Source organism: Pricia mediterranea (genome assembly GCF_032248455.1).
GTDB lineage: Bacteria > Bacteroidota > Bacteroidia > Flavobacteriales > Flavobacteriaceae > Pricia > Pricia mediterranea.
Window position 1 is genome coordinate 1,310,404 of record NZ_JAVTTP010000001.1, and the last position, 14,889, is coordinate 1,325,292.

11 protein-coding genes and 2 pseudogenes are annotated in these 14,889 nt (G+C 48.3%); 9 read left to right on the plus strand and 4 right to left on the minus strand.

Annotation, left to right across the window (positions count from 1 at the left end):
* From RQM65_RS05595 to RQM65_RS05610, 4 genes are all read right to left on the minus strand, one after another.
* Complete coding sequence (locus RQM65_RS05595; RefSeq protein ID WP_314013282.1) at positions 1-456, minus strand: hypothetical protein; 456 nt, start codon at positions 454-456, stop codon at positions 1-3.
* A 19-nt stretch (positions 457-475) separates the two neighbouring features.
* The gene (locus tag RQM65_RS05600; RefSeq protein ID WP_314013284.1) at positions 476-2,203 is read right to left on the minus strand and encodes a S8 family serine peptidase; all 1,728 of its coding nucleotides are present in this window, start codon (positions 2,201-2,203) and stop codon (positions 476-478) included.
* 351 nt (positions 2,204-2,554) lie between these two features.
* Positions 2,555-5,050, minus strand: a complete 2,496-nt coding sequence (locus RQM65_RS05605) for a DUF5686 family protein (protein ID WP_314013286.1) — start codon at positions 5,048-5,050, stop codon at positions 2,555-2,557.
* 246 nt (positions 5,051-5,296) lie between these two features.
* Positions 5,297-6,277 (minus strand): pyruvate dehydrogenase complex E1 component subunit beta, encoded by a 981-nt coding sequence (locus tag RQM65_RS05610; RefSeq protein WP_314013288.1) that lies wholly within the window; start codon positions 6,275-6,277, stop codon positions 5,297-5,299.
* A 168-nt stretch (positions 6,278-6,445) separates the two neighbouring features.
* On the opposite strand from RQM65_RS05610, the gene RQM65_RS05615 reads away from it, so the two are divergent.
* From RQM65_RS05615 to egtD, 9 genes and pseudogenes are all read left to right on the plus strand, one after another.
* Positions 6,446-7,186: an electron transfer flavoprotein subunit beta/FixA family protein gene (locus RQM65_RS05615; RefSeq protein WP_314013289.1), complete on the plus strand. Its 741-nt coding sequence runs from the start codon at positions 6,446-6,448 to the stop codon at positions 7,184-7,186.
* A 228-nt stretch (positions 7,187-7,414) separates the two neighbouring features.
* Positions 7,415-8,383, plus strand: a complete 969-nt coding sequence (locus RQM65_RS05620; protein WP_314013291.1) for an electron transfer flavoprotein subunit alpha/FixB family protein — start codon at positions 7,415-7,417, stop codon at positions 8,381-8,383.
* A gap of 88 nt (positions 8,384-8,471) precedes the next feature.
* Positions 8,472-9,101 (plus strand): bifunctional nuclease family protein, encoded by a 630-nt coding sequence (locus RQM65_RS05625; RefSeq protein ID WP_314013292.1) that lies wholly within the window; start codon positions 8,472-8,474, stop codon positions 9,099-9,101.
* A gap of 146 nt (positions 9,102-9,247) precedes the next feature.
* Positions 9,248-10,588, plus strand: a complete 1,341-nt coding sequence (locus RQM65_RS05630) for a NupC/NupG family nucleoside CNT transporter (protein ID WP_432279859.1) — start codon at positions 9,248-9,250, stop codon at positions 10,586-10,588.
* Between the two features lie 336 nt (positions 10,589-10,924).
* Positions 10,925-11,176, plus strand: a pseudogene (locus RQM65_RS05635) (type II toxin-antitoxin system ParD family antitoxin).
* A 91-nt stretch (positions 11,177-11,267) separates the two neighbouring features.
* Positions 11,268-11,543: pseudogene (locus RQM65_RS05640) on the plus strand (type II toxin-antitoxin system RelE/ParE family toxin); the annotation flags it as partial.
* A 145-nt stretch (positions 11,544-11,688) separates the two neighbouring features.
* The gene (locus RQM65_RS05645; RefSeq protein WP_314013296.1) at positions 11,689-12,513 is read left to right on the plus strand and encodes a thymidylate synthase; all 825 of its coding nucleotides are present in this window, start codon (positions 11,689-11,691) and stop codon (positions 12,511-12,513) included.
* 91 nt (positions 12,514-12,604) lie between these two features.
* Positions 12,605-13,765 carry an ergothioneine biosynthesis protein EgtB gene (egtB, locus tag RQM65_RS05650; protein WP_314013298.1) on the plus strand — a complete coding sequence of 387 codons (1,161 nt, stop codon included), beginning with the start codon at positions 12,605-12,607 and terminating at the stop codon, positions 13,763-13,765.
* A gap of 106 nt (positions 13,766-13,871) precedes the next feature.
* Positions 13,872-14,843, plus strand: a complete 972-nt coding sequence (gene egtD / locus RQM65_RS05655) for an L-histidine N(alpha)-methyltransferase (protein WP_314013300.1) — start codon at positions 13,872-13,874, stop codon at positions 14,841-14,843.
* The last annotated feature ends 46 nt before the right edge of the window (positions 14,844-14,889 follow it).

A 14,889-nucleotide genomic window follows, 5' to 3' on the forward strand; every position in this document is an offset into this window, starting at 1 on the left:
TCAGAATAATTCCATCCGTTCGGGAAGTGAAATATTACTTAAGCGCTCCTTGATTTCATCGGGCAATTTTTCAAGGGGCAGGTTCAGCCCGTTGTCCTGACCTTTGACCTTATAGGAACCCTTATTGAATTCTAGTTCTACCCCAAAGAGTTTTTGGAAGGTTTCCCGCTCCCCCGAAATCGTAGCGGAGATACCTCGATCATACCGGAACGAAAAGTCCCGTGCTTTAAAGAAAGACCCTACCTGGTCGACACTGCGTTCATCGGGCAAATACACCTTGACGTTTTCACTTGTGATTAATTTGTTCAAGGGATCTCGACCCGTTGCGGACAGAAACGTGACTTCTGCCGTTACGTCTGGTTTCTTTTCTTCGGTACTTTTCATCGTATTGCATCTGAAAAAAATAAAGCAAATGAACGAGATCATGGTTATCTTGATACCTAATGATCGGTTCATTTGCTTGATTTTTGCTGGGTTACATTAATTCATCCAAATCTATCTGATCGTCATCGACCATTCTCATGGCTTCGTCCATTTCTTCCTCGGTCATCAGAATTTTGGTGTTCTCGGTACTAAAGGTACCACTATTCTCCCGCATTCCTTCGCTGACATCCTCCGAAGTGATTACCGGACCTATAGGTGGTATAACCGGCACGACAGGAGGTGCTACCGGTGGCAAAACGGGCGGGACAACGGGTGGAACGACCGGCGGAACCACTGGTGGAACCACTACGACAGGAGGAACAATCGGCGGCACGGTGAATCTGCAGCGCAATTTCGCCTTCAAAACCGCCCGATAGGCGTCGACCAGTCCATGTCCCGTAGAGTTATCGGGGCCGGTGGTCGATGAGGTCCCGGTACTACTGGTTCCGGTGGTAACATCGATTGCCGTGGTTTTCATCATATCACGCACTTGCGAGGGACTCAGTCGGCTACAGGCCTGTTTGATCAGGGCGGCCACCCCGGCCAATTGAGGGGCGGCTGCCGAGGTGCCGCTAAATGCGGCCCATCCGTCGTTGGCCCCGGTTTCGTCCTTGCTCGGGTGGGATCCGCCCGCTCCGTCCGTATCGATATCGCATCCTTCCTGTACGGGCAGCATAATATATTTCGCCCCCGGGGTCTGACCTACTAGACCGCATACGTCGGGGACCCTTCGTCCCGGATAAACGTTGGAATCGAAACCGCTGGAATAGTTCGATGCCCTCAAGTTCATGTTCGGGTCCAGGTACACCCCGCCGGCCGAAATAACGTCGGGATGCTGCCCGGGAAAGCCCCAGTGACCGTTACCTGCTGCGAACACGACAATAATGCCTCTTGAAACGGCGAGCGCGATGGCCGCAGCCAAGGTCTGTTCCGCGGCACTTATGGAATTGGGCCTGTGCGACCCCCAACTACATGTAATAATATCGGGGTCAAGGCTTACGGCGTGGTTGAAGGCCGCGGTCGAGTTTACGAAATTCCATTTTACGGGCGTCAATGTACAATCTGGCGCCGTTGCAAAAATATTGGCCGATTCGCCCGTTCCGTGTCCACTGTCATCGGTCAGGGGATTCAGCGTGCCTGGGGCCAGGGTGACCGGTTTCACGCGATACCCCCGTTGGGCAAAAAATGGGTGTTTGTAAAATCCGGTGTCCACCATGGCAACATGAACCCCCTTGCCCGTAACGGCCGCCCGGTGGGCCTTATCCGCATTGCATCCGACCGAAACGTCACCGGGAACGTTCAGATGCCAATACTCCTTGGTCGGTGGCAAGTAATTGGGGGCGAAGGGATAATACGGGGTCTCAATGGCAACCCCCTCGATGTAATCGGCCATTTTACCCGATTTGGGAATGATCAATCCGGTCGTATCGGTTTGGCTCGTATCCAAATAGGTAACCATTTCCTTTTCGGAACCTGATTTGATAGACTCCCGTTCCGCCGCGATTATCTCTTGGCCGAAGGCCTTTTTGTAGTCCGATTCAGATCCCGATATGTTGATCGTGGTATTGGTAATCTGCAATACGTTAAAACCGGCACTTTTAAGAGCTTCCACGGCTTTTAAGATTACTTCTTTTTCCGACAAATAATTTTGGATGTTATCCGATGTCGCGAAATTGCCCACTTCAAAAAGGGATCGGCCTCCAATGGATTTTGGGGATACCTGGGCAAATATCTCCTTGGGTACTTTAGGTGATTCCACCTTCTTCTTTTTTGCAGTCATTTCATATAATTTTAGATGTGAATAAATATTCAGGCTCGAAGGGGGAACGGGATTGACTTTTAGGGGAACAAACTTGGGGGGGGTAAGGAAAAAAGAAATCTAAATCAACGGGTCTAATGTACTATCGGCAAAAGACTTAATCAATTCTGCTTGTACAAATGGTGGTAAAATCTGTGTGGGTGGTAAGAAAAGTCGCCGAAGGAATAATGATACTTCGAACTTCAGCCTAGTGATAGGCCATTTTGAGCATTATCAATCGCATAAAAGTCACGGTGTCATCATGGGAAATGGCGATTTTCAATTGCGGTGGACGGCTAATCCGATGTGCACACCGGTTCCCCGATCCTTATTTTAGAAATGGAGTCCGAATGACCCGGTCACGCTAAAAGGCCGCGCTTCGGGAGCCTCCAAATAATTGCCCCTGAAGTTAAAATCGATCCGGAATATCTTGAAAATATTGCCGATTCCGACGGAATACTCGTAATAGACCTTATCATTGGGAGCCTGTAACGGGATATTCGTGGGGGCACTCATAGCGATATTTTCATCGGACAATTCGCCCCAGACCCCTCTAAGGCCGATAATTTCCCGTAAGTCGAGTTTCCGTAGCAGGGGAATCCGTGAAAATAGCCGCCCGTTGAAATTATGCTCCAAATGTACGGAGGCGTAGGTATCGGTCACAAACTCGTAGAAATCGAGGTTCGGGAAGGTATTATAGATTGAAAAAAGGGTCTGGTTCCCCGGGATGACGTTGAGCAGGCCCAGCGGCACCTCCCCGAAGGTCTTGCCCACTTCCACCGTACTCAGCAAGCGTCCGAACCCGCCCAGCTGCCAAGGCTGGCTGTAGGAAAACTGCAGTTTGCTATAATTGAAATCACTTTCCAGAAAACCCTCTAGTCCACGGGTATAATTTAATAACAGCGTGCTGTAGTCGTCGTTAATATCGCTGCGTTCGACCCCGAAGCCGATGGTGCGCTTGCCGGGCGTATAGATCAGGGTGGTATGGACATCGAACTGATGTATTTCGGAAGATATGCCGCCCGGGGCATCGGGATCGATGTATTCAAGACTGAAGGCCTCGGGCAGGGCCGAACTAAGTGTACGGAACGAATTGCCGATCCGTATCCGGAAATTGGTCAGCGGTTCCATCTCCACGTTGAACGTACTCAGGTTGATGTTCGTCAAACGATCGTTCGACCCCACAGTGAACACGGAGGAAGAGGCGATACTCCGCCCCAGCACATCGTTGGTAGCGGTCAGGTTGAGTCCTAATTGCTCGATATCACGGCGATTGCCGCCAGAAATGATCAACCGGGTCTTTTTATCCACCAGCCATTTTCCCGAGATACCGTATTTTCCCTTTTTATCCTTAAAGCCATAGGCCATATAGCCCTCAAGCCGCCAAAGATCGTTCTGTCCGAAATAAGTACGCGCCCCGCCCCGCAGGCGGATTCCCTCGGCATCGTTATAGCCGAAGACACTGTAAACGTCACCGATATCAATATTCCATTTATCGACTTCCACATAGCCCGAACCCAAAATACTGACCAGGTTGTAGTACGATTTGAATTTGGGCACGGTCTTCAAGGTATCCAAGAGGGAATACACCCCTTTTTCGTCCTTGTTCAGCGATTCTAGGCGGTTGTTGTCCCAAAAGGTACTGTCACGGTTCAAAACGATCGGGTCGAACGGATTGCTCTTCGTTCTATAGAAATCCCTGCCCCGCTCCCGATCGAACTCATGACGGTCGTAAACGGTAGTCCGTTTTCCATATATCCCACGGGACTTTTCCTTTTTACTATAGCTGAAATCCGTCAGCATATAATCCCTTGTCAACAGAAAAACGCTGTCGTTGAGCACATCGAAATCCTGTTCGATATAGACGTCTTTCACCCAGTTCAGGTTGGCACTTTTGGTCACCTGCAGGTTGATTTTCTTAATGGCATAAGTGGTATCGTTCACCCAGAAATCGCCCTTAAAAGTAAGCTCGTTCTTACGTCTGGGGTAGTACACGATATTGTAGCACCACTTGTTGTCGATAAAGGCCGTATCGCGCAAGGCATAATTGTACACGTCGATGCCGGTCCGGGAAAGGGGACTCGTAAAACTTTTGTCAAAAAACTTGATGTAGTTGTTGTAGACATCGTATTCGGCATACATATCTTGAATAAAGGCAGTAATCGCCTGATTGTTCTCGAAACCGGAATTCTTACTGCCCAGTACGTCTTCTTTTTCGACCCCCATCACGTTATCGCCGAACACCTTCGAGAATTTCTCGTTCAGGAAAATCGGCAGATAGGTCTTTCCGGTAATGCGGGAGGTATCAAGGTCTTCGAACATAAATTCCAAACCCTTGAAAACCCGGCTATTAATGACCGAACTGTCGATGGTATTCAGGTCGAATTCCACTTTTTCGTACTTATCGTATTTATACTGATCGAACATACGGAGTCCGTTCTCACGCTTATTCTTCCAAATTTTTCTTAGGATGTCGATGGCCGGGTTGTTTTTCTTCGGTTGCTCGCCCGCAATCAAGACGACCTCATTTAACTGCTCGCTCGCTTCGGCCAAGGTGATTTCCATATCGTAGTTCACCTTTTGTTCCAAGGGAATTTCTTGGGTTTCGTACCCAATAAAGGATACGACCAGGGTGGAATAGGTATTGTCGGATTCCATATAAAATCGCCCGTCATCATTCGTAATCGTACCTTCCTGCGAATCTTTGAAGAGTACGTTCGCGAAGGGTACCGTTTCCCCGGATTCGTCGATGACAAGACCGCCTACCTTGGTCTGGGCATGGACGAGCCCCGTCAAGAAAAACAAAAGCAATACAGCTGTTTTTTTCATTCAGTATTTTTGGGATATGCGCTGGGATAAAGCAAATAACGTACCATTAACCCCTGGATGTCTAAAAAGGTTCTTTCTGCAAACCGAATGAGAAAGTGTAAAGTCTGGGCAGTCCGTTAGATTGTCAGCTTTGCGTTCGGGTAGCTCCCCTTGCATTCCATCTTCACTAAGATCAATAGGACATCATAAAAAATGCTCCGCCGCAAAAAATAACGACGGAGCAAATATACTTTTACCGCAGCAGACCTAAAGTTTGTATAACGTTTTCTTAACGGCTTTGACGACATCCTCATGATTGGGCAACCAGGCTGCCAACAATACCGGGGAATACGGTGCGGGTGCATCGGCGGTATTAATTTTTTGGATGGGCGCATCCAGATAATCAAAGGCATGTGCCTGAATATGGAAAGTAATCTCCGTAGCCACGTTTCCGAACGGCCAAGCCTCCTCCAGGATGACCAACCGGTTGGTTTTCTTAACGGATTTGATGACTGCCTCATAATCTAAGGGATAGACCGTTCGCAAATCAATGATCTCACAGCTAATGTCCTCCTTTTGAAGTTCATCGGCGGCTTTATAGGCCTCCTTGATAATTTTTCCGAAGGATACAATAGTAACGTCGGAACCTTCCCTTTTTATATCGGCCTCCCCGATCGGGATAGTGTATTCCTCTTCCGGCACCTCGCCCTTGTCGCCGTACATCTGCTCTGACTCCATAAAAATGACCGGGTCGTCGTCGCGAATGGCGGATTTCAAGAGTCCTTTAGCATCCGCAGGATTGGAGGGCACTACCACCTTGAGCCCGGGACAGTTGGCGTACCAGCTCTCGAAGGCCTGGGAATGCGTCGCTCCCAATTGTCCCGCCGATCCGGTAGGGCCCCGGAAGACTATGGGACAGGGAAACTGGCCTCCGGACATCTGGCGGATCTTGGCCGCGTTGTTGATAATCTGATCGATACCGACCAGGGCAAAGTTGAAGGTCATGAACTCAATGATCGGCCGGCAGCCGGTCATGGTCGAACCGACGCCCACGCCTGCAAATCCGAGCTCGGAAATCGGCGTATCGACGACCCGTTTGGGTCCAAACTCGTCCAACATCCCCTTTGATGCCTTGTAAGCGCCGTTGTATTCGGCTACCTCCTCGCCCATCAGATAGACGGATTCATCGCTGCGCATCTCCTCGGACATCGCTTCAACTATGGCTTCCCTAAATTGTAACGTTTTCATATACTTAATCTTTTCCTGAACCTTTTAAAGCTAGCAAAAATAGGAAATTATATGGCAACACCTTGAAGCATCCTATCAAAATAAGGGATAAAATTTGTTATGCACGCATAGCTCTTTTGGGAATTTATAGCTATCTTCGTCGAGACAATATTAAAAGAATATCCAAAGATGAAGATATTAGTTTGCATAAGTAGCGTACCCGATACGACCTCAAAGATCAATTTTACCGATGGCGATACGAAATTCGACACCAGCGGGGTACAATTTGTAATCAACCCCAATGATGAATTCGGACTCACCCGAGCCATGTGGTTCAAGGAAAAACAGGGGGCGGCCGTACATATCGCCACCGTTGGCGAGGCCGGCGTCGAACCGACCATGCGCAAGGCGTTGGCCATTGGCGCCGATGAGGGCATTCGCGTAAACGCAGTGCCCACAGACGGATATTTTGTGGCCGGACAATTGGCTGAAATCGTGAAAAAAGGTGAATATGATCTGGTCATCGGAGGGCGGGAATCCATCGACTACAACGGCGGCATGGTGCCCGGTATTCTGGCCTCCATGCTCGGAATGAATTTTGTGAATACCTGCATCGGCCTTGAAATCGAAGGAGATAAGGCCACCGCCATCCGCGAGATCGATGGGGGAAAAGAAACCGTTAAGGCCGACCTACCCTTGGTTATCGGGGGACAAAAGGGACTCGTCGAGGAGAGTGACCTAAAGATTCCCAATATGAGGGGCATTATGATGGCTCGAAAAAAGGCTCTTAACGTGGTCGATCCGGTAGATGCGACCCAAGCGACCGAAGATGTCAGTTTCGACAAACCGGCGCCGAAAGGGCAAGTCAAAATGGTCGAATCGGTCGATGAGCTGGTCGATTTGCTGCACAATGAGGCAAAAGTAATTTAGCGATTTGCAATCGCAAATTCTAAAATAACAGATTCCAAATTCCAAAATCGTCCGCAATTGAGAACGTAAATACACGAGATAGATCAATCGGTCGAGTTCGGCAAACCTTTTAAAACAAACCTCCCTAATGAAACGTAATATTTGGAATTTGGTACTTGGAATTTATTCGGGCTGATCGAAAAGATATCACGCGAAATCAGGTAAAATACTTAAAATAAAAAACAAAGCATGTCCATATTAGTTTACACAGAATCCGAAAACGGAAAATTCAAAAAGAACGCCCTTGAGGTGGCTTCCTACGCCAAAGCAGTGGCCGATCAAATGGCAGCCTCGGTGACCGCGATTTCCTTTAATGCCTCCGAAAACGAAAGTTTGGGCACGTACGGGGTATCGAAGGTGTTGAACGTGTCCAATGACACCCTGAAAACCTTTAACGCTGAAGCCTACGCTAAGGCGATTGCAGAAGCTGCGGAAAAAGAAGGCGCCAAGGTGGTGGTGGTCAGCTCCAGTGCCAACAGTAAGTTTTTGGCCCCCATCTTGGCGGCCAAACTCAAGGCCGGATATGTGCCGAACGTCGTGGAGGCGCCGGACAGCACAGAGCCCTTCAAGGTCAAACGCACCGCGTTCAGTAACAAGGGGTTCGCCCACACCGCAATAAAAACCGATATCAAAATCGTCGGCGTTTCGACCAATGCCTTCGGACTAAAGGAAGACCAGACCGATGCCAGCGTAGCGGATTTTAGTCCCGAATTGAAAGAGGACGACTTTTCGGTGGAGTCCGTCGAGGTCGATAAGGTGGCCGGAAAAGTCAGTATTGCGGATGCCGAAATCGTGGTTTCCGGTGGCCGTGGATTAAAGGGACCCGAAAACTGGGAAATGATCGAAGAACTGGCCGATGTACTAGGGGCCGCCACGGCTTGTTCCAAACCTGTATCCGATATGGGGTGGCGACCGCACGCCGAGCACGTAGGGCAGACCGGAAAACCTGTTGCCGCGAACCTCTATCTGGCCATTGGTATTTCAGGGGCCATTCAGCATCTGGCGGGAGTAAGCGCTTCAAAGACCAAAGTGGTCATCAACAACGATCCCGAGGCTCCATTTTTCAAAGCGGCGGATTACGGAATCGTCGGCGATGCCTTCGAGGTAGTGCCGAAACTCACCGAAAAATTAAAGGAGTTTAAAGCGGAAAACGAGTAATATTTGCTAATTTGCGCGCCCTACAAGGCTACTTAAAAATCAGGAAAGTCCGATTGTTAGGTAGTCTTTTTGTACTTTTATATAGTCTATGAGTTTAGTAAGGTTAAAAATAAAGGGAATCTCCTATAGTCAAACGCAAAATGGCGCCTATGCCCTCATTCTCAATGAGGAGCGGGGTGACCGCAAGCTTCCTATTGTTATCGGGGCTTTCGAGGCGCAATCTATTGCCATTGCCCTCGAAAAGGAAATCAAGCCCCCACGGCCCTTGACCCATGACCTTTTCAAAAATTTTGCTGACCGGTTCGAGATTGTGATCAAGCAGGTGATCATCCACAAATTGGTCGATGGGGTGTTCTATTCCAGTATCATTTGCGAGCGCGATAAGATCGAAGAGATTATAGACGCCCGTACCAGCGATGCCATTGCCCTTGCCCTGCGCTTCAACGCGCCCATTTTCACCTACAAGACCATTTTGGACAAGGCCGGTATCTTCCTTAAGTTTTCGTCGAAGGACAGCAAAAAGGAAAGTAGCGACGAGAGCATCGTCGTCGATGAAATTCTACAGGAAGGCGAGACCGTCGAAATCGAATCCGGTGCCTCCGACGGATATACCGAGCTTTCCATAGACGAACTCAATAAGGCACTGGACAAGGCCGTCGCCAACGAAGACTACGAAAAGGCCGCCAAACTTCGGGATGAGATTTCCAAACGCAACTAAACGAACTAGCCAGACCAAACCCATTTAGCCAACCTTGCATGAAACCGACCCGATGGATCCTGTTGCTGGCCCTCCTTTTTGTTTTCCCGGCCGTAGCGCAAGATTCATTAGGCCTGGATGCCGTTGACAATGTCAGTATCAACGACATGCTCCCGGCCGACAACCCGCAGATTGTACCCAACCAAGGTATTTCCATAAGTAGTGTTTTTAGAGGATTATTGGGGATGTTGGTCCTCTTGATAATTTCCTTTTTATTCAGCTCAAACCGTAAGGCCATCAACTGGAAAACCGTGGGCATCGGTCTAGCGCTTCAATTGGTCATCGCGGTAGGTGTTTTGAAAGTTACCTTTATCCAAAAAGGATTTGAAGCGGTGGGCGAAGTGTTCATCAGTATTTTAGGGTATACCCGTGCGGGGAGCAAGTTTCTATTCGAAGGCCTTGTGGTCGATACCAATACCTTCGGTTATATTTTCGCCTTTCAGGTACTGCCGACCATCATCTTCTTTTCCGCGCTGACCTCATTGTTGTTTTATTTGGGAATCATTCAGAAGGTGGTTAGGGCCATGGCCTGGTTACTGTCTAAAACCTTGGGAATTTCCGGCCCGGAGAGCCTTTCGGTAGCCGGAAACATCTTTCTGGGCCAAACCGAAGCCCCCCTGTTGATCAAGGCCTACCTTGAAAAAATGACCCGCTCCGAAATCATGCTGGTCATGATCGGGGGGATGGCTACGGTTGCCGGGGCCGTACTGGCCGCCTATATCGGATTTTTAGGTGGTGAGGACAAGGTACTGCAGCTCGTCTTTGCCAAACACCTTTTAGCGGCCTCGGTGATGGCGGCCCCGGGAGCCATTGTAATTTCCAAGATGCTCTATCCCCAGACCGAACCCGTGAACACCGATGTCGAGGTTTCCCATGCAAAAATCGGGTCGAACGCGTTGGATGCCATCGCCAACGGCACCACCGAAGGCCTGAAGCTGGCGGTAAACGTGGGGGCCATGCTATTGGTCTTTGTAGCCCTGATCGCCATGGCCAATGGCATCTTGGGCTATGCCGGAGACCTCACCGCCCTTAACGAATGGATCGCCGCCAACACCTCCTACGAAAAATTCTCCTTGGAGGCCATTCTCGGGACGGTGTTCGCCCCGCTGATGTGGTTGATCGGAGTGGCCAATGAAGACATCATGCTCATGGGTCAGCTATTGGGAATCAAGCTGGTCGCCAGCGAATTCGTGGGCTACATACAACTGGCCGAGCTCAAGGATATCGCCACGGGGGCCAATTTAGCCTACAACAAATCCGTCATCATGGCCACCTATATGCTCTGCGGCTTCGCCAACTTCGCCTCCATCGGAATCCAGATCGGCGGCATCGGCTCCCTCGCCCCCGGCCAGCGCAAAACCCTCTCCGAATTCGGACTCAAAGCCGTCCTCGGCGGTTCCATTGCGTCATTGCTTTCCGCTACAATTGCGGGGATGATATTGGGGTAGCTTTCACCGCTTCGTTGATAAAGTTTTAAACGACATTTATGTAGGCTACAAATATAAAATCGTAGACAATTCTACGCATAGACCAAAACATAAAAACCAATTCAACACAGGCTATAGCAGATAGGGTTGTAAGTACCGAATTCATTGGCTTGGAGTTGTTTTCGTAGTCCACCAATATTTTTTTGGCATTCAGAGAAAATAAATTCAGAATGCAAAAGCTTTGGTTAAGAGCTCAAAGGGAAAGCTAATTGCTTATCACCTGCCTAATTGCCATAGCAAACAAATAGATGTACCTTAAAAAATATACCAAAAATTGGTACATTTCAGAAAATTTAGATTATGAAAAATACCTCCATATCCCTTGGAACTTATTTCGACTAGTTTGTAAAGTCCCAGGTTTCCGCCGGCAGATATAAAAACGTAAGTGAAGTTATTAGAGCCGGACTTCGACTTTTAGAAAACGAAGAAAGCAAAGTGATGGCACTGAGACATGAAACCCAAAAAGGGATCGATAGCGGAATCGCCCACGACTTGGACCCGGAAAAGCATCTCCAGGAACTGAAAGCCAACAGAAAAAGAAATGGCTGAATACCAACTGATGGATGAAGCCGTTGAAGACCTGACCCGCATTTGGAGCTATACGCTTGAAGATTGGTCTGAAAAATAGGCGGACAAATATTATAATATGCTTATCGACTGTTGCCAAGACATTGACGATAACCCGGAATTGGGAAAAAATTACGAAGGAGTAGCATCTCATCTATTCGGGTTAAAAACAAATCGTCATATAGTTTTCTACAGAAAATCGGCAAACGAACCCATTGAGATACTAAGAATATTGCACGAGAGAATGGACATAATAAGTCCATTGGCCAAATCAAAGATTATACCTAGTAGGGACAATGGAAGACCGCAAGAATGCATACCACCATTTACATGTTTGAACCGACTGTAAACGAATAGCACCAGTTCAACGCGGCTTTGACCATAAGACGTTAAGTATCGAATAGAATTGGTTTATATTTGTTTTCTGGTACCGTCTCCAAAAACGCGGGGATTAGTTTGGCAAAAGAAAAAGGAATAAAACGAAGGATCTTACGATGAAACAATACCACACCCTATTACAACACGTTCTAGAAAACGGGAACCAAAAAGGCGATCGTACCGGTACGGGAACGCTTAGCGTATTTGGTTATCAGATGCGGTTCGACCTGAGCGAAGGTTTTCCAATGGTGACGACGAAGAAATTGCATTTGAAGTCCATCGTACATGAGCTGCTGTGGTTTTTGAAAGGGGATACCAACATTGGCTACCTGCGGGAAAACGGCGTTCGTATCTGGAACGAGTGGGCCGATGAAAACGGGGATTTAGGTCCCGTGTACGGACACCAATGGCGCAATTGGAACGGCGATGAGATCGACCAGATCAAGGAAACGGTCGAATCCTTAAAAAATAATCCGAACAGCCGGCGGATGTTGGTCTCCGCCTGGAACCCCAGCGTGCTGCCGGACACCTCGAAGTCCTTTTCCGAAAACGTAGCCAACGGAAAGGCCGCCCTGCCCCCCTGCCATGCTTTTTTTCAGTTCTATGTCGCCGATGGCAAGCTTTCCTGCCAGCTCTATCAGCGAAGCGCGGATATCTTTTTGGGCGTACCCTTCAACATCGCATCCTATGCCCTGTTTACTATGATGATGGCGCAAATCTGCGGCTACGAGGCGGGAGAATTTATCCATACTTTCGGTGATGCCCATATCTACAACAACCATATGGAGCAGGTTAAGCTACAATTAAGTCGGGAACCAAGGCCTCTCCCGAAGATGCACATCAACCCCGAAGTAAAGGATATTTTCAATTTTACCCTTGAAGATTTTACCCTGTCGGCCTACAACCCGCACCCTCGTATTAAAGGAGTTGTAGCGGTTTAATCCGTAAAATGGCAATTGCATCATTCTAAAACCGAATACAGCGCATGTGACGTTTGCAAGATTACTTATCTTTATGGGTAAACAGCATGCTATGATTCTTACCGATTCCCTGTTGGATTTCTTCCTGACAACACGAAAACGTACTGAACAAATTTGTGAACCTCTCGAAATCGAGGACTACGTCGTGCAGCCCATCGTCGATGTCTCGCCCCCGAAATGGCACTTGGGACACTCCTCTTGGTTTTTTGAGGAGTTCATACTTAAACCGCACGGGAGGGACTATAAAATTTTCGACGCCGATTTTTCCTTCGTTTTCAATAGCTATTACGAAACGGTGGGCAAACGGGTGGTCCGCTCCGATCGGGGCAACTTATCCCGCCCGTCCGTAGAGAAAGTATATGCGTATCGCGACCATGTGACCCACGGTATCGAAAACCTGTTTTCCCAAAATCCAGATCCAGGGCTTTATGACATCCTCGAAATCGGTATCCACCATGAAAAACAGCATCAGGAGCTTCTGTTGACGGACATCAAGTATATTTTGGGAAACAATCCCCTGCTTCCGGTATATTCGGATGATTTTCAGGAACATCGTACCGAAACCCATCAGCAGGACTGGATTGCCATGGAGGAAGGCATTTATGAAATCGGACATGCCTCCGACGATTTTTGCTATGATAATGAGCTGGGTAGACATAAAGTGTACCTACAACCCTATGAAATAGCGAACAAATTGGTCACGAATTCGGATTATCTGGCCTTTATGGATGCAGGGGGATACCAAAAATTCGATCTCTGGCATGCGGAGGGATGGGACTGGGTGAACCAAAACGACATCTCCGCCCCGCTTTATTGGCACCAAATCGATGGGGAATGGCACCATTATACGCTAAACGGCCTCCAAAAAATCAACGGGAACGCTCCGGTTACCCATATATCCTATTATGAAGCTTTTGCCTTCGCCCAATGGAAAGGATGCCGATTGCCCACCGAATTCGAATGGGAAGCGTCGCAGGAATTCTTTTCTTGGGGAAAACGGTGGGAATGGACCGAAAGCGCCTACCTCCCCTACCCCAACTATACCAAGGCAGATGGTGCCCTGGGCGAATACAACGGCAAGTTTATGGTCAACCAGAAAGTACTTCGTGGCGGTTCGGTGGCCACCGCGGAAAATCATACCCGACCGACCTATCGCAATTTCTTCCAGACCGGCCTGCGATGGCAGTTCACCAGCCTACGATTGACCAAATAATCCTCTAAAACTTTGCTTTAGGTCCCGATTTAATCCGGCACTACCGAAAAACTAGAGGCAAGCGAAACGGATGGCAGTTTCACAAATCTCAATCCACTTCCAAAATATGCAAGAAACCATAGCGCGAGCACTTAAAACCCAGTTCGAAAAAGAGGTCTATGAAGGCTTGGCGGATTATCCGAAGCACTTGTCGTCGAAATATTTCTACGACGAAAAAGGGGATAAGCTGTTCCAACAGATCATGAACATGCCCGAGTACTATCTCACCGGCAAAGAGTTTGAAATACTGTCGGAACATACCGCTGAGATTGCGGAAGTATTCGCTCGGGGCGACCAAGCCTTCAAATTGATCGAGCTGGGAGCGGGGGACGGTAAAAAAACCAAAATCCTGCTAAAATATTTATCCGAGCATAACTTCAGGTTCAAGTATCAGCCCATCGATATCAGCCAAAATGCACTTAACGGACTCGAAAAATCCCTCCGGACAGAATTGCCGAACCTGGATGTAGAGATCCGACAAGGGACCTATTTCGAAACCTTGGAAGAAATCAACACGGAAAACGGAACCAAAAAAGTCATTCTCTTTTTGGGTTCGAACATCGGCAATCTGTTGCATCCGCAAGCGGTGGAGTTTCTCAAAAGTGTCCAGCATCTTATGAATAAAGACGACCTGCTCTTCGTTGGTTTCGATATGAAAAAAAATCCTGCAGTCATTCTAGATGCCTACAATGACCCGAATGGAATAACGGCCGCTTTCAATAAGAACATATTGGTCCGAATTAACCGTGAACTGGAAGGCAACTTTAATCTCAAGAAGTTCCGTCATTGGGAAACCTACAATCCCGAGACCGGTACTGCAAGCAGTTTTTTGGTCGCGACGCAGCCACAGACAGTGGACATAAAAAAAATATCATTAACGGTCCATTTCAGGGCATGGGAAACTATCCATACCGAAATATCCCAAAAATACGATGCGGATACGATTACATGGCTGGCCGATAAATCGGGACTAGAGGTGGTGACCGCTTTCGGCGATGCGAACGACGACTACAAGGATTATGTGTTCAGAAGAAAATAGAGGGATTTTATAGTAGGGTCCGGCAAATAAAAAAAAGCCGAAACGT